This is a genomic window from Cellulomonas sp. P2_F12 (assembly GCF_056403775.1).
Genome location: NZ_JBFUEV010000012.1, coordinates 54658 through 77728 on the forward strand (window position 1 = coordinate 54658; position 23071 = coordinate 77728).

Annotated in this window: 25 protein-coding genes, 1 tRNA gene and 1 pseudogene; 11 read left to right on the plus strand and 16 right to left on the minus strand. The window is 72.9% G+C overall.

Translation table 11 applies throughout. The features are described 5' to 3' along the window. Positions 1-59: 59 nt before the first annotated feature. On the plus strand, positions 60-917 hold the full coding sequence (locus AC1DWH_RS19120; RefSeq protein ID WP_477095023.1) for a lysostaphin resistance A-like protein: 858 nt from the start codon (positions 60-62) through the stop codon (positions 915-917). A gap of 111 nt (positions 918-1028) precedes the next feature. On the opposite strand, the gene AC1DWH_RS19125 is transcribed toward AC1DWH_RS19120, so the two are convergent. Beyond that, positions 1029-1244, minus strand: a complete 216-nt coding sequence (locus tag AC1DWH_RS19125; protein ID WP_477095024.1) for a hypothetical protein — start codon at positions 1242-1244, stop codon at positions 1029-1031. Between the two features lie 122 nt (positions 1245-1366). Here AC1DWH_RS19125 and AC1DWH_RS19130 point away from each other — a divergent pair, with 122 nt between their 5' ends. Together AC1DWH_RS19130 and AC1DWH_RS19135 are read left to right on the plus strand one after the other, a co-directional pair. Further along, positions 1367-2782 carry a DUF2252 domain-containing protein gene (locus tag AC1DWH_RS19130; protein ID WP_477095025.1) on the plus strand — a complete coding sequence of 472 codons (1416 nt, stop codon included), beginning with the start codon at positions 1367-1369 and terminating at the stop codon, positions 2780-2782. 31 nt (positions 2783-2813) lie between these two features. Further along, complete coding sequence (locus AC1DWH_RS19135; RefSeq protein ID WP_477095026.1) at positions 2814-4019, plus strand: BaiN/RdsA family NAD(P)/FAD-dependent oxidoreductase; 1206 nt, start codon at positions 2814-2816, stop codon at positions 4017-4019. An 18-nt stretch (positions 4020-4037) separates the two neighbouring features. On the opposite strand, the gene AC1DWH_RS19140 is transcribed toward AC1DWH_RS19135, so the two are convergent. After that, the gene (locus AC1DWH_RS19140) at positions 4038-4466 is read right to left on the minus strand and encodes a ScoMcrA-related endonuclease (RefSeq protein ID WP_477095027.1); all 429 of its coding nucleotides are present in this window, start codon (positions 4464-4466) and stop codon (positions 4038-4040) included. A gap of 225 nt (positions 4467-4691) precedes the next feature. On the opposite strand from AC1DWH_RS19140, the gene AC1DWH_RS19145 reads away from it, so the two are divergent. Beyond that, positions 4692-4946 (plus strand): hypothetical protein, encoded by a 255-nt coding sequence (locus tag AC1DWH_RS19145; RefSeq protein WP_477095028.1) that lies wholly within the window; start codon positions 4692-4694, stop codon positions 4944-4946. A 347-nt stretch (positions 4947-5293) separates the two neighbouring features. On the opposite strand, the gene AC1DWH_RS19150 is transcribed toward AC1DWH_RS19145, so the two are convergent. Then, positions 5294-5378 (minus strand) — tRNA-Ser (locus AC1DWH_RS19150). Positions 5379-5546: 168 nt separating this feature from the next. On the opposite strand from AC1DWH_RS19150, the gene AC1DWH_RS19155 reads away from it, so the two are divergent. Beyond that, positions 5547-5912, plus strand: a complete 366-nt coding sequence (locus tag AC1DWH_RS19155) for a VOC family protein (RefSeq protein WP_456846298.1) — start codon at positions 5547-5549, stop codon at positions 5910-5912. Positions 5913-5960: 48 nt separating this feature from the next. Further along, the gene (locus tag AC1DWH_RS19160; protein WP_477095029.1) at positions 5961-6788 is read left to right on the plus strand and encodes an inositol monophosphatase family protein; all 828 of its coding nucleotides are present in this window, start codon (positions 5961-5963) and stop codon (positions 6786-6788) included. 17 nt (positions 6789-6805) lie between these two features. Here the strand turns inward: AC1DWH_RS19160 and AC1DWH_RS19165 are convergent, their stop codons facing one another. From AC1DWH_RS19165 to AC1DWH_RS19200, 8 genes and pseudogenes are all read right to left on the minus strand, one after another. Next, positions 6806-7279: a hypothetical protein gene (locus tag AC1DWH_RS19165; protein ID WP_477095065.1), complete on the minus strand. Its 474-nt coding sequence runs from the start codon at positions 7277-7279 to the stop codon at positions 6806-6808. A 252-nt stretch (positions 7280-7531) separates the two neighbouring features. After that, positions 7532-7681, minus strand: a pseudogene (locus AC1DWH_RS19170) (DUF2510 domain-containing protein); the annotation flags it as partial. A 17-nt stretch (positions 7682-7698) separates the two neighbouring features. Continuing rightward, positions 7699-9162 carry a Si-specific NAD(P)(+) transhydrogenase gene (gene sthA, locus AC1DWH_RS19175; protein WP_456846300.1) on the minus strand — a complete coding sequence of 488 codons (1464 nt, stop codon included), beginning with the start codon at positions 9160-9162 and terminating at the stop codon, positions 7699-7701. A gap of 86 nt (positions 9163-9248) precedes the next feature. Continuing rightward, positions 9249-10676, minus strand: coding sequence for an HNH endonuclease signature motif containing protein (locus AC1DWH_RS19180; protein WP_477095030.1), 1428 nt, complete (start codon positions 10674-10676; stop codon positions 9249-9251). A gap of 393 nt (positions 10677-11069) precedes the next feature. Then, a complete protein-coding gene (locus tag AC1DWH_RS19185) occupies positions 11070-11798 on the minus strand; it encodes a class I SAM-dependent methyltransferase (RefSeq protein WP_477095031.1) in 729 nt (242 codons plus the stop codon). 6 nt (positions 11799-11804) lie between these two features. Continuing rightward, positions 11805-13316, minus strand: coding sequence for an IMP dehydrogenase (gene guaB, locus AC1DWH_RS19190; RefSeq protein ID WP_456845907.1), 1512 nt, complete (start codon positions 13314-13316; stop codon positions 11805-11807). Between the two features lie 23 nt (positions 13317-13339). Continuing rightward, positions 13340-14011 (minus strand): helix-turn-helix transcriptional regulator, encoded by a 672-nt coding sequence (locus tag AC1DWH_RS19195; RefSeq protein ID WP_456845906.1) that lies wholly within the window; start codon positions 14009-14011, stop codon positions 13340-13342. A gap of 221 nt (positions 14012-14232) precedes the next feature. After that, entirely contained in the window at positions 14233-15147 is a 915-nt protein-coding gene (locus AC1DWH_RS19200; protein ID WP_477095032.1) for a MerR family transcriptional regulator, read from the minus strand. A 248-nt stretch (positions 15148-15395) separates the two neighbouring features. Between AC1DWH_RS19200 and AC1DWH_RS19205 the strand changes: the two genes are divergently transcribed. Next, positions 15396-15692: a WhiB family transcriptional regulator gene (locus AC1DWH_RS19205; protein ID WP_456845904.1), complete on the plus strand. Its 297-nt coding sequence runs from the start codon at positions 15396-15398 to the stop codon at positions 15690-15692. 114 nt (positions 15693-15806) lie between these two features. Then, positions 15807-16199, plus strand: coding sequence for a hypothetical protein (locus tag AC1DWH_RS19210; protein ID WP_477095033.1), 393 nt, complete (start codon positions 15807-15809; stop codon positions 16197-16199). 102 nt (positions 16200-16301) lie between these two features. On the opposite strand, the gene groES is transcribed toward AC1DWH_RS19210, so the two are convergent. Next, positions 16302-16598 (minus strand): co-chaperone GroES, encoded by a 297-nt coding sequence (groES, locus tag AC1DWH_RS19215; protein WP_456845902.1) that lies wholly within the window; start codon positions 16596-16598, stop codon positions 16302-16304. Between the two features lie 218 nt (positions 16599-16816). Here groES and AC1DWH_RS19220 point away from each other — a divergent pair, with 218 nt between their 5' ends. Beyond that, positions 16817-17998 carry a class I SAM-dependent methyltransferase gene (locus tag AC1DWH_RS19220; protein ID WP_477095034.1) on the plus strand — a complete coding sequence of 394 codons (1182 nt, stop codon included), beginning with the start codon at positions 16817-16819 and terminating at the stop codon, positions 17996-17998. Then, a complete protein-coding gene (locus AC1DWH_RS19225; protein WP_477095035.1) occupies positions 17998-19146 on the plus strand; it encodes a glutamate--cysteine ligase in 1149 nt (382 codons plus the stop codon). The genes AC1DWH_RS19220 and AC1DWH_RS19225 overlap by 1 nt, the downstream gene beginning before the upstream one ends. Before the next feature lie 56 nt (positions 19147-19202). Here AC1DWH_RS19225 and tsaD read toward each other — a convergent pair whose 3' ends face one another. After that, positions 19203-20243, minus strand: a complete 1041-nt coding sequence (gene tsaD, locus AC1DWH_RS19230) for a tRNA (adenosine(37)-N6)-threonylcarbamoyltransferase complex transferase subunit TsaD (protein ID WP_477095036.1) — start codon at positions 20241-20243, stop codon at positions 19203-19205. A gap of 87 nt (positions 20244-20330) precedes the next feature. On the opposite strand from tsaD, the gene AC1DWH_RS19235 reads away from it, so the two are divergent. Beyond that, entirely contained in the window at positions 20331-20972 is a 642-nt protein-coding gene (locus AC1DWH_RS19235) for a malonic semialdehyde reductase (RefSeq protein WP_477095037.1), read from the plus strand. Positions 20973-21026: 54 nt separating this feature from the next. Here AC1DWH_RS19235 and AC1DWH_RS19240 read toward each other — a convergent pair whose 3' ends face one another. The 3 genes from AC1DWH_RS19240 to tsaB are packed head-to-tail and all read right to left on the minus strand — an operon-like array spanning position 21027 to position 23067. After that, on the minus strand, positions 21027-21848 hold the full coding sequence (locus AC1DWH_RS19240) for a sulfurtransferase (RefSeq protein WP_477095038.1): 822 nt from the start codon (positions 21846-21848) through the stop codon (positions 21027-21029). Next, positions 21845-22318, minus strand: coding sequence for a ribosomal protein S18-alanine N-acetyltransferase (gene rimI / locus AC1DWH_RS19245; RefSeq protein ID WP_477095039.1), 474 nt, complete (start codon positions 22316-22318; stop codon positions 21845-21847). The genes AC1DWH_RS19240 and rimI overlap by 4 nt, the downstream gene beginning before the upstream one ends. Beyond that, positions 22315-23067 carry a tRNA (adenosine(37)-N6)-threonylcarbamoyltransferase complex dimerization subunit type 1 TsaB gene (tsaB, locus tag AC1DWH_RS19250; RefSeq protein ID WP_477095040.1) on the minus strand — a complete coding sequence of 251 codons (753 nt, stop codon included), beginning with the start codon at positions 23065-23067 and terminating at the stop codon, positions 22315-22317. The genes rimI and tsaB overlap by 4 nt, the downstream gene beginning before the upstream one ends. Between the last annotated feature and the right edge of the window lie 4 nt (positions 23068-23071).

The window sequence follows — 23071 nt, forward strand, 5'->3', positions numbered from 1 at the left end:
TCCAGCGAGCAGGCAGACGTTGCTGCTCGCGTGACGACCCGCTACGACAGGAGCCGCCCGTGACCTCGCTCGACCCGACCTCCCCCTCTCGCTGGAAGGCCTTCTGGGACCGCGGGGGCTGGTGGCGAGCGGTCCTGGTGGCCGTCGTGTACCTCGCGCTCTACATCGGGGCCGGGCAGCTGGTCGGGGCTCTGTTCGGCGACCAGGTGAACGCCGACGACATCTTCGCGACGCCGCAGAGCGTGTTCTTCGGGTTGCTCGTGCCCCTGGTTCTCGGAGCGGTCGTGCTCGTCGCGTTCGTCGCGTCGGTCGGGTGGTTCCCGCTGCTGTTCGCGCGACAGCCGATCCGTGGCTCGTGGTGGATGTGGCTCGCGCCCGTCTTCGTGGTCGCGGCGATCGTGCTGCGGCTGCTCGGCATCGACTACGCCTCGTATGCCGCCGGTGTGGTCGCCGTGACCTTCGTGGCCGGACTCTTCGTCGGGTTCGTCGAGGAGATCCTGACCCGGGGCATCGCCGTGAAGATGCTGCGGGACTCGGGCAAGTCCGAGTGGGTCGTCATGGTGCTGTCGTCGCTGATCTTCGCGCTGCTGCACGCGAGCAACATCCTCGGCGGGCAGGCCGTCGGCACCGTGCTGGCGACGGTCGGGTTCACGTTCGGGTTCGGCATCTGCATGTACCTGACGCTCCGCGTGACCGGCAACCTCATCTGGCCGATGCTCATCCACGGCCTGTACGACCCGACGCTCTTCCTGGCCACGGGCGGCATCGACGAGGCGGCGACCGCGCCGCAGAGCGTCCTGCTGACCCTGGCCGGACCGGCGAACATCGTCTTCATCCTCCTCGCGATCGTGGCGCTGATCTTCGTCCGGGGGCGGGTCCAGAAGCCGGCCGCGACCGTCGAGGCAGCGACCGCCTGACGGGCTCCATCGTCAGTCGACGTCGTCGGCCCAGGGCTGCCGCGGCTGGCGCGCTGGTCGGAGAACCCGTCGTCGCTCGTGCGAGCCGGGCCAGCACGGCGGTCCGACAGGTCAGCTGCGTGGACGCCGGGCCGACGTGACGATCAGGACCAGCCCGACGACGGCGATGATCGGGCCGACGACCGCCCACAGGGTGACCCCCGTCATCGCGCTCCCGCCGAGGTAGCCGAGCCCCTGGAGCGCGAAGATCGTGCCGATGACCAGCAGCACGACCCCCAGGACGACGGCGAGCGGCTTGCGCATGGTGGCGTCGTCTCCCTCAGGCATCGGTGGCAGGGGTGTCGTGCGCGTCCAGTGTGGTCCGGTGCGGAGTGGGGCGCCATCCCCGTCGGGTTGACAGGCGCGGGAGACTCCGGAGGTCAGGGCATCCGACTCCGAGGTGGGCATCGATGGACGGACGGCCTGTCGCCGGCCACGTGGTCCTCCAGAGCGCCGACAGCAGCGACTACGCGTCGTTGCGGCGCCGGCCCGCCACCCGCGAGGAGCGCTACCGGACCGGGCACGCCCTGCGCGAGGCCGTGCCGCGCTCGTCGCTGGGGGACTGGTCTCCGACGGACCGTGACCCCGTCGCGCAGATCATCGAGAGCCACGAGGGGCGGCTGGAGTCGCTGATCCCCCTCCGCGTCGGACGCATGTCGGCCTCGCCGTACGGGTTCCTGCGCGGGTCGGCCGTCGTCATGGCCAACGACCTGGCGACCCTGCCCGCCACCGGCATCACGCCCGTGGTCTGCGGCGACGCGCACCTGGGCAACTTCGGCTTCTACGCGTCGCCCGAGCGCGACCTGGTCATCGACCTGAACGACTTCGACGAGGCCCATCCCGGCGCGTGGGAGTGGGACCTGCGCCGGCTCGTCGCCAGCATCTGGGTGGCAGGACGGCAGAACGGTGCGCCCGAGCACGCGTGCGAGTCGGCCGCGGTCTCCTGCAGCGCCGCCTACCGCGACGAGATCCGACGCCTGGCCGACCGGCCGCTGCTCGCGCGCTCGTTCGAGCGGCTCGATGTCGACCGCATCCACGAGCGGGCGCCGCACGGCACGCTGGCCGCCGAGATCGACCGGGCCGTGAAGCGCGCCCGGACCCGCACGAGCGACCGTGCGCTGCCGAAGTTCACCGCGTCGGAGGGCGGCCAGCGCCGGATCGTCGAGCAGCCGCCGCTCATCACGCGACTGTCCGACCGTGAGGCGGACCTCGTCGCGGAAGGTCTCGACGACTACCTCGCCACGCTCGCCCCGCACTGGCGCCGGGCGCTCGGCGGCTACACCCTCGTCGACGTCGCCCAGAAGGTCGTCGGCGTCGGCTCGGTCGGCCTGCGCGCCTACATCGCGCTGCTCGAGGGATCGAGTCCCGACGACGTCGTCTTCCTCCAGCTCAAGCAGGCGCGGCGGTCGGTGCTGGCCCAGCACGTCCACGGAGACAGCGCCTGGCACGCGCACCAGGGCCAGCGGGTCGTCGAGTACCAGCAGGCGCTGCAGACCGTGAGCGACCCGCTGCTCGGCTGGACGACGGTGGGCGGCCTGCAGTTCTACGTGCGCCAGTTCCGCAACATGAAGGGCACGGTCGCCCTGGACGCGATCGACGCCGCCGCGCTGGGGGACTACGCGGGGATCGTCGGGCGCCTGCTGGCCAAGGGTCACGCGCGGACCAGCGGCGCGTCGATGATCGCCGGCTACGGGGGGCGGTCGGACAAGCTCGACACCGCGATGGCCAGGTTCGCGCTCGCGTACGCCGACCAGACCGAGGCCGACCACGCCGCGCTGGTCCGGGCCGTGGCGGCGGGACGGCTCCCGATCGAGCGCGGGGTCTGAGGACCTGGCCGACGTCGGATACGTTCGCCCGATGAGCAGGGCGAGCGTGGTCGGCGGCGGGCCGGCGGGACTGATCGCCGCGGAGGTGCTGGCCCGGGCCGGCGTCGCGGTGACGGTCTACGACCGGATGCCGTCGCCCGCCCGCAAGTTCCTCCTCGCGGGGCACGGCGGGCTGAACATCACGCACTCCGAGGACCTCGAGCCGTTCCTGGCGCGGTACGGCGCCTCCGCCGACCGGCTCGCGCCGATGCTCGAGAGCTTCGGCCCGCAGGACCTCCGGGCCTGGTGCGCCGGCCTGGGTGAGCAGACGTTCGTCGGGTCGAGCGGGCGGGTGTTCCCGCGATCGTTCCGGGCGACGCCGCTGGTCCGCGCGTGGCTGGCGCGCCTGGCCGATCTCGGGGTCGTGATCGAGCGGCGGCAGCGCTGGACCGGGTGGACGGACGGCGGGCTGCAGCTCACGGGTGCCGACGAGGTGACGCGCGAGGTCGTCAGCGACGTGACCGTCTTCGCGCTCGGGGGCGCGTCGTGGCCGCGGCTCGGCGCGGACGGCGGATGGGTCGGCCCGTTCTCCGAGCAAGGGGTCACGACGACGCCGCTGAGACCCGCGAACGTCGGGATGCGCGTCGAGTGGACCGGGACGTTCGCCGACCGGTTCGAGGGGGAGCCGCTCAAGCACGTCGGGCTGTCGGTGCGTGGGCACCGGTCCCGCGGCGATGCGATGGTCACGCGGACCGGCATCGAGGGCGGCCCGGTCTACGCGATCGGCGCCGCGATCCGCGATGACCTCGAGACCGACGGTCGCAGCGTGATCGAGGTCGACCTGCGTCCGTCTCTGTCCCACGAGCAGGTCGCCGAGCGGCTGGAGCGTCGTCGGCCGAAGGACTCCGGCTCGAACTGGCTGCGCCGGACGCTCGCCCTGGACCCGGTCGCGATCGGGCTGCTGCGGGAGGGGCTGGCGGGGGCGCTGCCGAGCGACGTGTCTGCCATGGCGTCGCTGGTCAAGGCGGTGCCGGTGGTGGTCACCGCGACGATGCCGATCGAGCGGGCGATCTCGACGGCGGGCGGCATCGCGTGGTCGGAGGTCGACGAGTCGCTAATGCTGCACCGGCTGCCCGGCACGTTCGTCGCCGGCGAGATGCTCGACTGGGAGGCGCCGACGGGCGGCTACCTGCTGCAGGCCTCGTTCAGCACCGGCGTGGTCGCGGCGCGCGGGGCGCTGGCCTGGCTGGAGGGGTAGTCGGTCGAGCGACGACGGTCAGCCGCAGTCGTCGCAGATGCCCGTCGCCGGGAGCGTCATCAGGCACGTCGGGCAGATCGCCGGTGCGGCCTCACGGGTCGGGGTGGCCCGGACGACCGGCGTGCGAGTGGCACGCGGGGCGCGGACCGGGGCGGCGCGCACGGCCGAGGCCGGCTCCGTGACCTCGAATCCGCGCTTGCGCAGGATCGTGACGGCGCTCTGCATGCCGCCGTGGAACTCCTCGGACGTCGCCAGACGCCCGGTCGCGTACCGGTGCGCGACGCCGAGGACGGCCCTCGAGTCGTAGCTGCGGCCCTCGTGGACCAGCGGGTAGCCCACGGCCGGCGTGAACCCGTAGAGGTCGAGGAACTCGCTGCCGCCGCGCTCGTCGTACTCGGCGATCGCCTGGAGGACGTGCTGGCGCGAGACGGAGGAGAAGGTGGCCACGACGAAGGAGCGTACGTCGGACCGGGGGTGATCGGTCCATAGCCCGTGCCGGTCCGACCGTCGTGGACGTCCGTTTGGCCTCCCGCGAGGCGGCCCGCGACGTCGGGTTTCCGGTGTCCGGGGGCAAGAACATCGACCGGCGAACCGACGCCTTGCGGACCCGCTCGTCTGCGAGCATGTGTCGCCACGACGAACGGATCGAGCGTCGTCGGGAAGGGGTGAGCCGTGTCGAGCTGGGAGCGGACAGCCCTTGTCGTGGGCGCCGTGATGGCGCTTGCCGGCGCCGGCCTGGCGCAGTGGGCCACCGGCGGACGGGCGCCGTTCACCGGTTGGTCTCTCGATCAAGCAGAGCGCAGGAAGCGGCGACGGCTCATCGAGCAACGCTTTCCTCTTATCGGCCGCTGGCTGGTCCCCGTCGCGTACGCGGTCGCCGTGCTCGGTGCGGTCATCTTCGCCTCGGCCGCGTTCGCGGCGAGCTAGCTACCCCACGGACAGGCGTCGACCGAATGACACGACCAGCCCGAGAGTCGCGGTCCTGGACGGCTGGGCGAGGTCTCGGGTGCGGGTGCCTGGTCGTCGCCATCGCGCTGGCGTTCTTGATCGTGATGATCGCGCTCGTGCTGCCGAGGTTCGTCGTGCGCGGTGTGCCTGACGGGGCGCTCGGCGTCGGGACACCCTCCCGCCCGGTCGTGCACCTGGTCAGCGAGTGACGCACGTGGCGGTGGGGCCCTGCGACAGGATCGCCCACCGACAGCTGACCTCGCGGCCACTGTCGTGGCGGCAAGTCGAAGGGCCCGCGAGCAGCTGCTCACGGGCCCTTCGGTGCGCGGAGGATGGGGGATTCGAACCCCCGAGGGCTTTCACCCAACACGCTTTCCAAGCGTGCGCCATAGGCCACTAGGCGAATCCTCCCGGCCGACTGAGGATAGCCGAGGTCGGCGGGTGCGCCGAATCCGCCTGCGACGGCCGTCGATGCGTGAACCCGCGCGGGCTGTCGTCCTCGTCGTTCCCGGTCCTACGCTTGTCCGGTTCCGGGCCTGCCACCCCGGGGGGCCCTCCAGGAGTGCGAGGAGCGAGGCCATGGCGCACGGCGACATCACGCACATCGACATCCCGGCGGACGACCTCCAGCGGGCGACGGCGTTCTACGCGGAGCTGTTCGGCTGGGACATCAAGGAGTCGCCCGGTTACGAGGGGTACCCGATGTGGGCCGCCCCGAACGGCATCAGCGGCGGCGGGTTCTCTGCGCGGGCGGGAAACCTGCAGGTGCCGCGCAGCTACGTCGAGGTGGACTCGATCGACGACGCGCTCAAGCGGGCGAACGAGCTCGGGGGCCGCACCGTCCTGGAGAAGCAGGAGATCTCGCCGACCAGCTGGTGGGCCGCGTTCGAGGACTCCGAGGGCAACCAGCTCGGCCTGTACGAGGGCACCACGGCGACCGACTGACGGACGCCCGTTCACCTAGGCGTCGCACGCAGGGGCGATGATGCGCCCATGACGACGCTCATCGCCCAGGACCTCCAGCCCGATGTCGACCTCGCCCTCCGCGCCGTCGAGGCGGGCCTGGCGGTGGTGCGGGGGACCGACGACCGCGCAGTCCTGCGGCTCAAGGGCCCCAACGACCTGGTCACCGCGGTCGACCTGGCGACGGAGGACGCGGTCGTCGGCACGCTGCGGGCCGGGTCGTCGCTGCCGGTCCAGGGCGAGGAGAGGTCGCCGCGGGAGTCGGCGCCGGACCGCTGGGTGGTCGACCCGATCGACGGGACCGCGAACTTCGTCGCCGGCCTGCCGCTGGTCGCGTGCACGCTGGCCCGGCTCGCGGAGGGTGACCCGGTGGTCGGTGTGACGGCGGACGTGACCACCGGCGAGATCGTCTGGGCGGCGCGTGGCGCCGGGACGTGGGTCCGGACGGGCGAGGGGGACGTCCGCGTGTCGACCCTCGACGGTCCGCTCGACTCGTTGACCGTGACGGTCGGGGACCTGTCGTGGACCTCCGTGGCGCCCTGGCCGCTCGACGTGCGGGCCAACGCGCTGCGGGAGGTGGCGGCGACCGTCGGCAAGGTGCGGGTCGTCGGAACCTCGGCCACCGAGCTGGCGTGGGTCGCCACGGGCCGCACGTCGGCCTCGATCTTGTTCGGCAACGCGACCTGGGACGTGGTCGCGGGCGTGGTGCTGGTCCGGGAGGCCGGCGGGGTCGTCCTCGACGTTCGAGGGGAGCCGTGGTCGCTGGAGTCCGACTCGATCCTCGCGGCCGCGACGCCCGAGATCGCCGAGGCGATGGTCGCGGCCGTGGCGCGCGGGGCGGCCGCCGCCCACGGCTGATCAGCCGGACCGGGCGGTCACTCCCAGGTGAACGACACCGTGTGCGTCATGGCCGAGTCGACGTAGAGCTCGACGTCCAGCGGCGTCGTGACCCCGTCCTCCCACAGGGCGGTCCCGGAGCAGCTCATCACGAGCTCGGAGCTGCCCGGCGAGGGACGGTGCATGGTGGGCCGGCGGTCGTCCGTCATCGTGAGCCCGCTGACCGACGTGAGCGGGATCTGGTCACCGGTCACCCCGGCCTGCGAGGTCGCGACGGCCTCGGCGCCGATGGACTCGCAGGTCACCGACGAGAGGCCCGACAGCTCGGCCTTCGCGCGCTGGTTGAGGAACACGGGGATGGCGATCGCGGCGAGGAGGCCGATCACGAAGATCCCGCCGATGACCGAGATGACGATGATCAGCGCTGTCCTGCCGCCGCCGCGCCCCTGGTTGGCGGGTTCCGGGGGCCAGGCCGCAAAGTTCGTGGGCGACTGCTGGGTCGCGGTGAGCACCGGCGTCGGCGCGGGCTGCTGCGACCAGGCGGCGGCGGTCGACGGCGCGGGCTGCTGAGCCCAGGCCGCCGCAGCAGGTGCCTGAACAGGCGCCTGTGCCTTGACGGGCGGTGCAACCTGAACAGGGGCCGGAGCCTGAACGGGTGCCGCAACATGAACAGGGGCCGGAGCCTGAACGGGCGCTGCAACCTGATCAGGGGCCGGAGCCTGAACGGGGGCCGGAGCCTGAACGGGTGCCGGAGCCGGTTCCGGTGTCGGGGCGGGCGCGCGGTGGTCCGTCCAGCCTCTGCCGTCGTACCAGCGGGCCGCCGAGGGGTCCTCGGGGTCGGGGTACCAGCCGGGCTGGGCGGTGGTCATCGGTGCTCCTGCGTCAGGGGTGTTGCCACCCACATCGGCACGCATCGCGCCCGGCTGAAGGGTCAGCTGCTGAAGCGGTCCACCTGGCGGATCTTGTTGGTCGCGTCGAGGGCGGCCACCTTGTACGCCTCGGAGAGGGTCGGGTAGTTCAGGACGGTGTCGACGAGGTAGTCGACGGTCCCGCCGCACGCCATGATCGCCTGCCCGATGTGCACGAGGTCGGTGGCGGAGGTCCCGAAGATGTGGACGCCCAGCAGCTCGCGTGTCTCGATGTGGACGAGCAGCTTGAGCATCCCGTAGGAGTCGCCGACGATCTGCCCGCGCGCGAGCTCGCGGTAGCGGGCCACACCGACCTCGTACGGCACGGCCTCGGAGGTGAGCTCCTCCTCGGTGCGGCCGCAGTAGGAGATCTCGGGGATCGTGTAGATGCCGATGGGCTGCACCGACTGCAGCTCGCGAGCCGGCTCCCCGAACGCGTGGTACGCCGCGAGCCGGCCCTGGTCCATGCTCGTCGCGGCCAGTGCGGGGAACCCGATGACGTCGCCGACCGCGAAGATGTTCGGCACCGCGGTCCGGTACTGGTCGTCGACCGCGATCCGCCCGCGCGAGTCCGCGGACAGCCCGGCCGCCTCGAGGTCGAGAGCGTTGGTCTGCCCCTGCCGGCCGGCGGAGTACATGACGGCGTCGGCCGCGATCCGCTTGCCGGAGACCAGCCGGGTCACGGTGCCGTGGGTGTTGCTGTCGACGCCCGCGACCTCCTCGCCGAACCGGAACGACACCGACAGGTCCCGCAGGTGGAACTTCAGCGACTCGGCCACCTCGGGGTCGCACATCTCGAGCATCGCGGGCCGCTTGTCGATGACCGTGACGCGGGTGCCCAGCGCCGCGAACATCGATGCGTACTCGATCCCGATGATCCCGGCGCCGACCACCACCATCGAGTTGGGCACGGACTCGAGCGCGAGGACCCCGTCGGAGTCCAGGACCGTCTTCCCGTCGAACTGCACCGTGTTCGGCCGGTGCGGCTTGCTGCCGGTGGCGATCACGACGAAGCGCGCGCTGAACTGGGTGCGGCGAACGCCGTCGTCGTCGAGGACCCCGACCGTGTGGGCGTCCAGGAACGAGCCGGTGCCGTTGAGGATGTCGATGTGGTTGCGCAGCAGCTGCGCGCGGATCACCTCGTGCTCGCGGCCGATGACGTGCTGCGTGCGGGCGAAGAGATCCTCCATCGTGATGTCGGACTTCACGCGGTAGCTCGCGCCGTAGACCTCACGCTGCGCCATGCCGGTGAGGTACATGACCGCCTCGCGCAGGGTCTTGCTCGGGATGGTGCCCGTGTTGGTGGAGACGCCGCCCATCATGTGTCGACGCTCGATGATCGCGACCTTGTGGCCGAGCTTCGCCGACGCGATCGCCGCCTTCTGCCCGCCGGGGCCCGATCCGATCACCACCAGGTCGTAGTCGTAGTGGGCGTCGGCCGGCTCCTGCGCCACCGCGGCCTCGCCGGGAACCCCATCAGTCGCCATGAGGGCAGTCTGCAACCAAAGCGGTCGCCGCGTGAGTCCGGCGAATCACCAGCGCGTGAACGATCGGCGTGTGTGCTCGGCCGGTCTTAGGTGGCTTGGTGGAGTGGTTGGCCGTGGCGGTCGGTGAAGTGCCATCGGCCGGTGGGGTGGTGGGTGATCTCGATGCCGCGGTCGTGGACGATCTCGTGGTGGTGCCAGCACAGCAGGCAGCCGGTGTGGACGTCGGTGGTGCCGTTGTCGCGGTGCCAGTGCTGGGTGTGGTGGATCTCGGACATGGCGGGTGGGGCGTCGCAGCCGGGGTATTGGCAGTGGCGGTCGCGGGCGATGATGGCGCGGCGTTTGGGCCCGGTGTAGGTGCGTTCGGTGCGTCCGACGTTCAGGACCTGGGAGGCCGGTCCGAACACGACCCGGGTGATCGCGGAGTCGCACGCGAGCCGGGCGAGCACGGTGTCCGGGATGGGTCCGGTGCCGACCAGCTCCGCGACCGCGAACCGTTCCAGGTCCCCGCCCGAGCCCGGCGGGCGCGGTGGCGCGACGTCGCCGGCTGGTGGTGGCGGCGGTGACCCGATGTCTCCCGCTGGTGGCGATCCGGTTGGCGACTGGTCGTCGCCCGCCCGGGTGCCGGGGGCGCGGTTCAGGGCGCGGTGCAGGGTGTCCAGGTCGACCACGGCGGTGATGTGGGGGCGGTGGGTGCCGGTGGTGCCGGTCAGGTCGCGGTCCAGGACCAGGCGGGTCAGGTTCAGCAACGCCCCCGCGCGGCGCCGGCTCGCGGGGTGCCCGGCCTGGTCGGCGGACTTCGTCGTCATGGCGTCCAGGGCGGCTTGCAGGGCGTGCCCGTGCTCGGTGGTCAGGAACCCGCGCAGGTGGCACCCGTCCATCGTCTGGGCCAGGGTCAAGAACTCCCGGTCGGAGGCTTCGACGTAGCCGCGTTCGTCGGCGCCGGGGTCGGCGTGCGCGGCCCAGCGGCGGGTCAGCACCCGGAACTGGGCGGCCGGCAGCACCCGGGCCAGCTCSAGCAGGAACTCCTCCCCGCACTCCTCGCTGGGGGCGGCCAGGGCCGTGCGCCGGTCCTGGGTGTTCGCCGCGGCCGCGATCGCGTGGGCCGCGTCGACCGGCACGGTGCCGGCGACCGCGTCGGCCGCGGTGCGCGGGGCCGCGTCGCGGAACGCCCGCCCCAACGTGACCAGCCGCTTGGCCTCCCCGTGCGGCAGCCGACCCTGCGCCGCGACCCACGTCGTGATCGACCGGGCACCATCCAGTGCCCACCACCCGTCCGCCTCCACCACCGGCACCACCCGCGCCGCGATCGCCGACAACCGCCCCGCCACCGCGAGGGCCTCCCGGACCACCTCGACCCCCGCCTCCCCCTCCAGGCGACCCGTGGGGCAGGCCGGGTCGGACGCCACGGCCAGCGCATCCACCGCCGCGGTCAACGCCACCAAGGCGGCCGAAGCGGACCGGGACTCAACCGCGGGCGCGGGATCGGCACCCCGCGAGATCTCCTCGATCGACACCGCCGCCCACCTCCTCGCGCCACCGGGACGAACCCGCGAACCGGGTCCCACAATCCCGCCACAAAGAAGTCTCCCAGCGACCACTGACATTTAGCGGCGCATTTGTTCGCATCGTGAGACAAACGGAGGAATTAGTATGACCGCAGGTCAGCGACCTAGCAAAGGTGCATCGAGCCGCCCACAGCCCCGGAAGATCGGGCGGTTATCCACACAACAATCGACGGCCCGAAATGCGGTTCCGTCGCTGGAAACAATTCTCCGCTTCGGTCGGTGCGCGGCCCCCGCTCGCCCGTTGAACCGGACGCCGAGGCCGTGTTGCGCTGGTACCACCGGCGCCACCCTCCCGCGGCCGGAGATCACCGAGCCCGCCGCGCGATCGGACGCGTCCCCGCTTCACCGAACCCGCAGCGTCACCGTCACCGCGGCCGCGTCCTCGGGATCAGCGACAGTCGTCGGCTCGAGCCCGGCCGCGACGGCGAGCGCCTCGAACCCGGCCCGCGTGTACCAGTGCAGGAGCCACTCACGCTCCGCCACCTCGACGACCCCGTCCGCCACCCGCTCGTACCGCAGCGTCGTCCGTCGGACGCGCGCCGAGTGATCGAGCGACTCGTGCACGACAGCGACCCGCAGCACCGCGCCACCGATGAACGCCTCGCGGAACACCCCGATCTGCACGGCGGGCGTCGGACCCGGCACGAACAACGGCACCAGCGCGGACCCGTCGTCGGTCAGGTGCGCGCGGATCGCGCGGAGGGCCCGGAGGGCGACGTCGTCGGAAGGAAGGAGGTTGAAGGTGGCCCCGGCCAGGAAGATCGACCGGTACCGGCGCGGCAGGTCGAGCTCCTCCATGCGTTGCCGAAAGACGGTGACCGCCAGCTCCCGCGCAGCAGCCGCGCGCCGCAGTCGGTCGAGCATGTCGGCCGACGAGTCCACACCGTCCACGTCGAGCCCGAGCGCACGCAGGTCGAGGAGCGGGTCGCCGTCGCCGCACCCGAGCTCGAGGGCGGGCTCGCCGGACGCGCGGATGAACGAGGCGTACGGCGCGGGGTCGGACGTGAAGGACCGCAGCGGCCCGTACAGCTCGGCGACCAGCCCGGTGTAGAAGTCCGCCGGGTCAGACAAGAGTGCTCAGCGGCCGGTGTAGTTCGGCGCCTCGACGGTCATCTGGATGTCGTGCGGGTGGGACTCCTTGAGCCCGGCTGCCGTGATCCGGATGAACTTCCCCCGGTCCTGCAGCTGCGGGATCGTGTGCGCGCCGACGTAGAACATCGACTGGTGCAGGCCACCGATCAGCTGGTGCGCGACGGCCGACAGCGGGCCGCGGTACGGCACCTGACCCTCGATGCCCTCGGGGACGATCTTCTCGTCGGACGACACGTCGGCCTGGAAGTACCGGTCCTTGGAGTAGGAGATCCGGCCGCGCGACGCCATGGCGCCTAGCGACCCCATGCCGCGGTAGTGCTTGTACTGCTTGCCGTTGACGAACACGAGCTCGCCCGGCGACTCGTCGCAGCCGGCCAGCAGCGACCCGAGCATGACGGTGTCCGCGCCGGCGACGAGGGCCTTGGCGATGTCCCCGGAGTACTGCAGGCCGCCGTCGCCGATGACCGGCACGCCGGCCGGCTTGCAGGCGCGGGCGGCGTCGTAGATGGCGGTGACCTGCGGGACGCCGACGCCGGCGACCACGCGGGTGGTGCAGATGGAGCCGGGCCCGACGCCGACCTTCACGGCGTCGACCCCCGCGTCGACCAGCGCCTGCGCACCCGGGGTCGTCGCGACGTTGCCGCCGATGACCTGGACGTGGCGGGTCGCGGGGTCGGACTTCAGCCGGCGGACCATGTCGAGCATGAGCCGGGCGTGGCCGTTGGCGGTGTCGACGACGAGCGCGTCCACCCCCGCCTCGACCAGGGCGGAGGCCCGCTCCCAGGCATCCCCGAAGAAGCCGATGGCGGCACCGACGACCAGCCGACCCTCGCCGTCCTTCGTCGCGTCCGGGTACTGCTCGGTCTTCACGAAGTCCTTGACGGTGATGAGCCCGCGCAGGATCCCGGCGTCGTCGACGAGCGGCAGCTTCTCGATCTTGTGCTTGGCCAGCAGCGCCGCGGCGTCGTCGCGCGCGATCCCGACCGGCGCGGTGACCAGCGGCATCGGCGTCATGATCTCCCGCACGCGGCGGGTCTCGAACTCGCCGCCGGGCACGAACCGCAGGTCACGGTTGGTGATGATGCCGAGCAGCAGCCCGTTCTCGGCGATGACCGGCAGCCCGGACACGCGGTAGATGCCGCACAGGTGGTCGAGCTCCGCGAGCGTCGCGTCCGGGCCGACGGTGACGGGGTCCGTGATCATGCCGGACTCGGAGCGCTTCACCAGGTCGACCTGGTGCGCCTGGTCCTCGATGGACAGGTTGCGGTGCAGGATCCCGATGCCGCCCTGGCGCGCCATGGCGATGGCCATGCGCGACTCGGTGACGGTGTCCATGGCGGCCGACAGCAGCGGCACGCGCACGGAGATCTCGCGCGTCAGGCGCGAGGTGGTGTCCACCTCGCTCGGGATGACGTCCGTCTCCCCCGGCAGGAGGAGCACGTCGTCGTAGGTCAGCCCGATGCGCGCGAACGGGTCGGCAGGCGAGTGCTCCGTCATCTGGCAAGGATACGTGCTCGGAACTACCGGATCAGCCCTCGCCGTAGACCGATCGCGACGGCCTGGGCCCGGTCGTTGGCGCCGAGCTTGCGGAACAGCCGGCGGGCGTGGGTCTTGACGGTGTCCTCGGACAGGTAGAGCTCGGCGCCGATCTGCGCGTTCGACCGGCCGTGGCTCATGCCGGTGAGCACCTCGATCTCGCGCTTGGTCAGCGGCACGCCGGGGATGGCCCCCGTGGTGGGGACGCCGACCGGAGCGCCGTTCGCGTCCGGCGCGGAGACGACCGGCACACCCTCGGAGGGGGTCCGCGCGTCGCCCCGGAAGCCACCCTGGCTGGGCACGTCGACGGGCGGCGTGCGCGGCCCGGCGGGCGCGGGCAGCACGGGGCTGGCCAGCACGTGCGCGGCGACGGCGGAGAGCTCGGCGCGGCCGACGTCGGGCGCCAGGAAGCCACGGGCACCGAGCGCGAGCGCACGGTCGAGCGCCACGGTGTCGTCCGGCAGCGCGAGCAGCACGATGGCGGCGGCGGGCGCGACGGCACGCAGACGACGGATCGCCTCGATCGCCCCCGGTGCCGCCAGGTGCGCATCGAGCAGCACGACCGTCGGCGGCATGCGCCGCGCCAGGCTCAGCAGCTCGTCGACCGACGACGCCGCGCGTACCGGGCCGAGGGCGGGCACGCCGATGGAGGTCACGACGAGCCGCTCACGAACGACCGCCGAGCCGTGACAGACCACGACTCCCGCCATGTTGTATCCCCTCTCGGGCCCCGTCGGGGCACTTGGTTCCTATCGGCCGACGATCAGGCAGAAGTTAGCCGCAGTGGCGAACCCCACCCACTCCGGACGGGGCTTCGTCCGGCTGTGCGCCTCCTGAGCGGAATGTCTCCCCCACTCGGCGGCGGCGATTCGTCCGTTCAGCGCTCGACAGCCGCGGTCGCAACTGCGAGCACCTCGTGCAGCAGGCCGGTGAAGGTGCGCGCCCGGTGCACCGAGCGGTCCAGCGGGACGGCGTGCGCAGCGGCGTCGGGGACCATCACGAACTGCGGCAGGTGGGGCTGCTCGCCGGCGAGCCGCTCCACCACCTCGAGGTCCGCGTCGACCCGCTCCCCCAGCGTCACGACGGCCTTCGCCCGGGTCATGGCCGCGAGCTCGACGGCGTGGTGGGCGCCGACGGGACCGCCGACGATCCGGGCATCCACCCCCTCCGCCGCGAGCGCGCCGGCCAGGGCGTGCGCGACGAGCGGCCGGGGTTCGCGCGGGGCGACGAGCACGAGGACCACGGGCCGCCGGGCACCTGCCAGGGGCGCGAGGCGCTGCCGCAGGGCCGCGAGCACGCCGGCGTGCACCGCGGCGACCGCGTCGACCCCGGGCGGGTCCACCACGGTCCGGCGGGCCAGAGCGGCGAGCACGGGCTCGACCAGGGCAGTCCACCACTGCACGACGTCACCCCGGCCGTCGAGAGCGAGCAGGCGGTGGCACCGGTCCACGTCCCCCGCGAGCGCGGCGTCCACGACGGCGGTCGGCGTCGACTCGCCGTCCAGGGCATCCGCGGCCGGGCCGGCGGCGACGTCGGTCGCGAGCGCGATGCGGGCGGACTCGGCGGGCGCGACGCCGTCGAGCGTGAGCCGGCGCATCACCAGCAGACGTTCCACGTCGACGGCCGAGTACCGGCGGTGCGCGCCCGCGGAGTGCTCCGACGGACCGAGCCCGTACCGACGGTCCCAGGTGCGCAGCGTGGCGGGGGCGACGCCCAGCCGTCGGGCCACCGCGGCGACGGCGAGGGCGGGCGTCGGCGGTCCCGCCGGTTCGTCGTCCTCGCGCGTCACCATGGCGCGATTCTGCCAGGCCACGTCGAATCGGCCCGCCCTGGCGTGTCGCACGACGACACGCCGACCTGCGGCTTCACCCGCAATCGCGTCATCACACGAATGTGTGACACGGTCTTGAACAACTTCTGGCGCGGTTGTAACGTCCTCTCCAACGCGTCACCCCGTAGACATCGCGGGCTTCCCGTGTTCACGACTTCCCGGCGCAGCCGCCATCGCGGCCACGCGACGGATCGACTGAGGAGGAACTCATGGCCGAGATCTCGCGCCTTCCCGGACCGGTGATGGACCTGTGGGAGTGGCAGTTCGACGGAGCCTGCCGCGACGAGGACCAGGACCTCTTCTTCCACCCCGAGGGCGAGCGGGGCTCCGCACGCCGTCGCCGCGCCGAGGCCGCCAAGGCGATCTGCGCCACGTGCCCGGTCATCAAGGAGTGCCGCGAGCAGTCGCTGGCCGTCCGGGAGCCCTACGGCGTGTGGGGCGGGCTGTCCGAGGACGAGCGCGCCGCGATCCTCGCCCAGCGCGGCCGCGCCAGCCGGGTCGGCTGACTCCAGCACCCACGATCACAGCTCCCACGAGCAGAGCCCTCCCCTCGGCACGACGAGGGGAGGGCTCTTCCGTGTGCCGCGCAAGATCTGCCCCGTCGGGGACACAGTCCGGGTATGGACCGAGGCCGACGGACGGCGGCGATCGCGCTCGGGGTGGCGCTCGCCCTCTCGGCGTGCCAGGGCGGGAGTGCGCCGGCATCGTTCACCGAGCGCACCGAGCTGCCCTCCTGCGGCACGGTCCAGGTCGACCAGGGCAGGACGGTCGGCGACGACGCGTGGGCCTGCCTCGACGACGCGGCGACGGCTGACGGCGCCGAGCTCGTCGTGACCGCCCTGAGCACGGAGGGCGACCCCCTCACCACCTACTACCGCGTGGGTCCGGGCATCGACGGCCTCGAGCTGTTCGTCGACAGCACCCAGGACGAGTGGGGCGTGCAGGGCTGGATCCACCAGGTCTGCCCGGACACCGTCACGGCGGCGGAGCCGCTGGGCTGCGCGGACGTCTAGAAGGCGGACGTCCAGGAAGCGGACGCCCATGAACGAGCAGGGCCCCCACGGCGTCGCCGTGAGGGCCCTGCTGCGTGCGGGGCGGCTAGTGCGCCCCGGCGATCACTTGACGACGATCGCGAGGATGTCGCGGGCCGAGAGGATGAGGAACTCCTCGCCCGAGTACTTGACCTCGGTGCCGCCGTACTTCGAGTAGATGACCTTGTCGCCGACGGCGACGTCGAGCGGGATCCGGTTGCCGTTGTCGTCGACACGGCCGGGACCGACCGCCAGGACCTCGCCCTCCTGGGGCTTCTCCTTGGCGCTGTCCGGGATGACGAGACCGGAAGCGGTCGTCGTCTCTGCCTCGAGCGTCTTGACGACGATCCGGTCCTCGAGGGGCTTGATGGAGACCGACACAGCGGACCTCCCCTTCGCATGTGAGTAGTTCTCTGAGGTTCGTGCGCGCTGTCGGGCCACGTCGTCGCGGGTGCCGCGGCCTGGAGCACAGCTGGCACACTCACCGGGAGAGTGCCAGCCACTCACTCTAGGAACCGGTTAGCACTCGGTCAAGGCGAGTGCCAGCAAGCCGTCCGGATCACCCCCCGGGAGGGTCGCTGCGTGCGAGGATCGCGGGCATGGACCGCGACGGCATCGCCCAGCTGCTCAGCCCCGCGGGCTGGGCCCTGCTGTCGGCGCTGCCGCCGTACGACGAGTCCCGCACGATGGCCCTGTCCGAGCGCCTGCGCGACGAGGGCATCGACCCCGCGCTCGTCGCCGCCGCTCTCACCCAGTCGCGCCTGCGCGCCAAGGCCGCCGCCAAGTTCGGCACGTTCGCGGACGGCATGCTCTTCACCGCGGCCGGCCTCGAGCAGGCCACGCGCCTCTCCGTCGCCGCCCACCACGCCCGCCGGTACCGGGACGCGGGCAGCACCCTGGTCGCGGACCTCACCAGCGGCATCGGCGCGGACGCCATGGCCTTCGCCGGCATCGGTCTGAGCGTGCTGGCCACCGACGTGGACGAGGCGACCGCCGCGATCGCGACCGTGAACCTGCGGCACTTCCCCGACGCGCACGTGCGGCACGGCGACGGGCTCGCGCTGGACCTCGAGGCCGAGGGTGTCGACGGGGTCTACGCGGACCCCGCACGCCGGACCTCCTCGGGCAGCCGGGTGTTCGACCCGGCCGCGTACGAGCCGTCGCTCGACGCGGTCCTCGCCGTCCGCGAGCGGGTGCCCGCGCTCGGGCTCAAGCTCGGCCCGGGCATCCCCCACACGGCTCTGCCCGGCGACGCCCACGCGCAGTGGGTCTCGGTCGACGGCGACGTGGTCGAGGTCGGGCTCTGGTTCGGTCCGCTCGCCCCGGAGGGGCCGGGCCGCTCCGCGCTGGTCCTGCGCGCGGGCGAGGCGCACGTGGTGGAGCAGACCTCCGACGAGCGGCCGCCGACCGGGCCCGTGGGCGGCTACCTCTACGAGCCCGACGGCGCCGTGATCCGCGCGGGGCTGGTCGGCGAGATCGCGGCCCAGGTGCGCGGCCGGCTCGTCGACCCCACCATCGCGTACGTGACGTCGGACGCGCTGGTGCCGGTGCCGGCCGCGACCGCGTACCGGGTGCTCGACACCATGCCGTTCGGCCTCAAGCGGCTCCGGACCTACCTGCGAGGTCGCGACGTGGGAAAGCTCACCATCAAGAAGCGCGGCACCGCCGTGGTGCCCGAGCAGCTGCGCCGCCAGCTCGACCTGCGGGGCACCGCGACGGGCACGATCATCCTCACGCGCGTCGCCGGCAGCCAGCAGGTGCTCGTGGTGGAGCCCGCCTGATGGCCGCCCCGGTGCCGCTGCCGTTCGCGCAGTCCGAGCGCTCGACCGTCGGGATCGAGTGGGAGGTCGGGCTGGTCGACGCCGACTCCGGCGACCTGCGCCAGGCCGCCGAGGCGGTGCTGGCGGCGGTCCGACCCGCGGACGGGTCCGAGCACCCGCTGATCACCCAGGAGCTGCTGCTCAACACCGTGGAGATCCGGTCGAACAAGAGCCGGACCATCGCCGAGGCGACCGCCGACCTCCAGCGCGCCCTCGACGAGGTGAGCGCGGTCGCCTCTCCCCTGCGCATCGAGCTCATGGGCGGCGCCACGCACCCGTTCGCGCACTGGGCGCAGCAGAAGGTCACCGACAAGCAGCGGTATGCCACCCTCATCGACCGCACGCAGTGGTGGGGCCGGCAGATGCTCATCTACGGCGTGCACGTGCACGTCGGCATCGAGGACCGCGACAAGGTCCTGCCGATCTCGAGGGCGATGCTCACGGTGTTCGCGCACATCCAGTCGTTGTCGGCGTCGTCCCCGTTCTGGGGCGGCAAGGACACGGGCTACGCGTCCAACCGCGCGCTCCTCTTCCAGCAGCTGCCGACCGCCGGGCTGCCGTTCGGCTTCGAGGAGTGGTCGCAGCTCGAGCAGTACGTGGGCGACATGCTGCACACCGGCGTGATCGACCAGTTCGACGAGGTCCGCTGGGACGTCCGTCCGTCTCCCCGGTTCGGCACCCTGGAGATGCGGATCGCCGACGGCGCCTCCAACCTTCTCGAGGTCGCGGCGATCTCGGCGCTCACGCACTGCTTCGTCGAGCACTTCTCGACCATGCTCGACCGCGGCGAGACGCTGCCCACGCTGCCGCCGTGGTTCGCGCAGGAGAACAAGTGGCGCTCGGCCCGCTACGGCATGGACGCGATCATCATCACGAACGCGGCCGGCGACGAGGAGCTGGTCACCGACGCCGTCGGCCGCTGGCTGGTCGACCTGGCCCCGGTCGCCGAGCGGCTGGGCTGCGCCGCCGAGCTCGAGCAGGTGCGCGTGATCCTGCGCCGGGGCGCGTCCTACCAGCGCCAGCGCGCGGTCGCCCGGCGGCATGCGGGCGAGCTCGACGCCGTCGTCCGCTCGCTCGTCGCCGAGATGAAGGCCGGGCGACCCCTCTAGACCGTCGTGGTCGCCCCGCTAGACCGTCGTGGTCGCCCCGCCCGACCGAGCAGTCCTCAGACCAGCACGGTCGTCAGCGGCATCGACGAGTCGACCGGCAGGTCGAGCGACGACGGCGGGAGGCCGCGGCGCACGACCGCGGAGCCGAGAGCCGCGATCATGGCCCCGTTGTCGGTGCAGTAGCGGATCGGGGGGATGCGGAGCTCGATCCCGGCCTCGGCGCAGCGCTTCGCGGCCATGTCCCGCAGCTGCGAGTTCGCGGAGAAGCCGCCGCCGACCACCAGGGTCTCGACGCCGTGGGCGCGGCAGGCGGCGATCGTCTTCGCGGTCAGCACGTCGGCCACGGCCTCCGCGAACGATGCGGCGACGTCGGGCAGCGGCACCTCCAGGCCGGCGTCCTGCCGGGCCTCGACCCACCGGGCGACGGCCGTCTTGAGGCCGGAGAACGAGAAGTCGGCGGCGTGCGCGGCCTGGTCCTTGGCTGCGGTCAGGCCCCGCGGGAAGCGGATCGCGGTGGGGTCGCCCTCGCGCGCGAGCCGATCGATGTGCGGGCCGCCGGGGTACGGGAGCCCGAGCAGCCGGCCGACCTTGTCGAACGCCTCGCCCGCCGCGTCGTCCAGCGTCGAGCCGAGCTCGGTGATGTTCACCGTGTCGTCGATGAGCAGCAGGGACGAGTGGCCGCCCGAGACCACCAGCGCCATGACCCGCTCGGGGAACGCGCCGTCGACCAGCTCGTCGACGACCGCGTGGCCGATCACGTGGTTGACGCCGTAGAGCGGCTTGTCGAGCGCGAGGGCGAGGGCCTTCGCCGCCGACGCGCCCACCGTCAGGGGGCCGACGAGCCCCGGGCCGGCGGTGACCGCGATCGCGTCGACCTCGCCGAGCGAGACGTCGGCGGTGGCCAGCGCCCGCTCGATCGTCGGCACCATGGCCTCGAGGTGCGCCCGCGACGCGATCTCCGGGATGATCCCGCCGAACCGCGCGTGCTCGTCGACCGAGCTGGCGACCGTGTCGACCAGCAGGTCGAAGCCGCGCACGAGGGCGACGCCCGTCTCGTCGCAAGAGGTCTCGATCCCGAGCACGAGAGGGTCTGCCATGCCCACCAGGATAGGTGGGCCGCGGACTGTGACCACCGCCACCCCGCTGCCCGGAACAACCCTGGATAGTTGACGCTTCAACAAGACATGACCACTGACACGACCGTCCTGGATGGCCTCGACTTCCCGACGCCCGGCCTGGCTGTTGCCGACGACGTCGCCGACCTTCTGTTCCGCGAGGCGCGCACCGCCGCCGCGTTCACCCCCGACGAGGTCAGCGACGAGCAGATCGCCGCCGTCTACGACCTGGTCAAGTGGGGCCCGACGGCCCTCAACATCATCCCGCTGCGCCTGCTCGTCGTGCGCACGCCGGAGGCCCGCCAGCGCCTCGCCGCGCACATGGCCGAGGGCAACCGCGACCGCGTCCTGGCCGCCCCCGTGTCGCTCGTGCTCGCGGCCGACACCGGCTTCCACGCCCACATCCCGACGCTCGCGCCGCACATGACCGCCCTGGCCGGCGCGCTCGAGGGCCAGCCCGAGCAGCGCGAGACCATGGCCCGCACCAACGCCCTGATCCAGGCCGGCTACCTCATCGTCGGCCTGCGCGCCGCGGGCCTGGCCGCCGCCCCGATGGGCGGCATGGACGCCGAGGGCATCGACCAGGAGTTCTTCGCCGGGAACGGCTGGAAGTCGCTCTTCGTCGTCAACATCGGGCACGTCGAGGGCACCGGCACGCACCGCGCCCGCGCCGAGCGCCTGAACTACACGCAGGCATCGCTCAGCGTCTGACGCACCACTGCCGACGGCCGTGCCCCTCGAGGGGCACGGCCGTTCGCGTGCCCGCTACCGGCCGACGGCCGCCGGGCGCGACGGGTCGTTCGACCACTGCGACCACGAGCCCGGGTACAGCGCCGCCTCGATGCCGACCGACGCGAGCGCCGCGATCTCGTGCGCGGCGGTCACCCCGGACCCGCAGTACACGGCGACCGGCCGCTCGATCCCCGCGAACCGCGCCCGAAGCTCCTCGTCCGCCAGGAAGGTGCCGTCGGCGCCGACGTTCCCTGCCGTGGGAACCGAGAGCGCGCCCGGGATGTGCCCTGCGCGCGGGTCGACGGGTTCGACGTCGCCGGTGAACCGCTCGGCCGCGCGGGCGTCGAGCAACGCCCCGGTCCAGCCGGCCGCCTCGTCCGTGTCGATCGTCGGCAGCGCCCCCGGCACCAGCACCACGTCGCCCGGTTCCGGCGTCACCGACCCGGCCTCGAGGGGGAACCCGGCCGCCTCCCACGCCGCCAGGCCGCCGTCGAGGAGCCGGACGTCGGTGAGCCCGGCCCACCGCAGCAGCCACCAGACCCGCGCCGCGGACATGCCGCCGACGGCGTCGTACGCGACCACCGGCCGGTCCCCCGACACGCCCCAGCGGCGGGCCGACGCCTCGAGCTCCGCCAGGTCCGGCAGCGGGTGCCGGCCGTCCTGCGGCGTCGCGGGCGCGGCGAGCTCGGTGTCGAGGTCGACGAACACGGCCCCGGGCAGGTGCCCGGCGAGGTACCGCTCGTGCCCGTCCGCCTGTCCCAGCGCCCAGCGGACGTCGAGGAGGACGGGCGGCTCACCGCTCGCCAGCGCGGCCGCCAGCGCCTCGGCGTCGACTATCACGGTCTCTCTGGTCACCCGTTGCCCCCTCGCAGGTCCAGTCGCATGGTCCACGCGTCGATGTTGCCCGGCTGGTAGTACGCCCGGCGCATGCCCAGCTTCTCGAACCCCACGCTCTCGTACAGGTGGATGGCCGGGTCGTTGTCCACCCGCACCTCGAGCAGCACCACGGCGGCGCCCAGCGTGCGGGCGCGGTCGAGCAGGTTCTCGAGCATCCGGCGCCCGAGCCCGCGGCCCTGGAACCGCTCGTCGGTGCCGATGGTCATCACCTGGGCGTCGAACCCGTCGAACCACAGGCCCGCGTACCCCGCCAGCGTGCCGCCGACCACCACGCCGACGTACCAGCGCCCGTCGCCGCTGATCTCCGAGGCGAGGCTCTCCGGCGACCAGGCGGCCGCCCCGAACAGCTCGATCTCCATACGCTCGAGGTCGGGCAGGTCCGCCGGGCCCAGGGCACGGACGAGCACGTCGTCGGGCTGCTGGGTCATCCGAGCACGCGCTTGCGCGCGGCCTGGGGGACCGCGTCGGGCCGGCGCAGGTAGAGCGGCTCGGTGTCCAGCACGGCGCCCGCCGCGGAGCGGGTCAGCGCGAGCCGGGCGAGCTCGGCGGGGTCGGGGTCGAGCAGGCCGGCCGCTGCCAGGTCGGGGGCGACCTCCGTGGCCGGCGGCACGACCAGGAACCCGGCGCCGGGGTCCTGCACCTCTGTACGTGGGGCGAGCACGTCGGCGTACAACAGCCCGCCGCGGCCGATCACGGGTGCCCCCGAGCTGCGCGGATCCGCGGCGACGTCGGCCGCCGCGGCGACCTCGGGTCCGGCCAGCACCTCGATCCGCCCCTCGTCGACCAGACGGTACAGGGCCCAGTACACCTCCCGGCGCCGCGCATCGGTGGCGACGAGGACGTCGGTGCCGGCGGGCAGCACGCGCGACGCACGCGCCGCGACGGCATCGAGGCTGGGCACGCCCAGCACGGGGATGCCGAGCGCCAGGGCCAGCGTCCGCGCGGTGACCAGCCCGACGCGCAGCCCGGTGAACGGTGCGGGACCGGTGCCGACGACCACGGACGACAGGTCCCGGCGGTCGACGCCGGCGTCGGCCAGGACGGCGGCGATCATCGGCGTGAGCAGCTCCGCGTGGTGGCGCTGCTGCTCGTCCGAGCGCTGCGCGAGGATCACGCCGGCGTCGTCGGTGAGGGCCACGGCGACGGCGGCGGAGGTGTCGAGGGCGAGGACGGGCACGGTC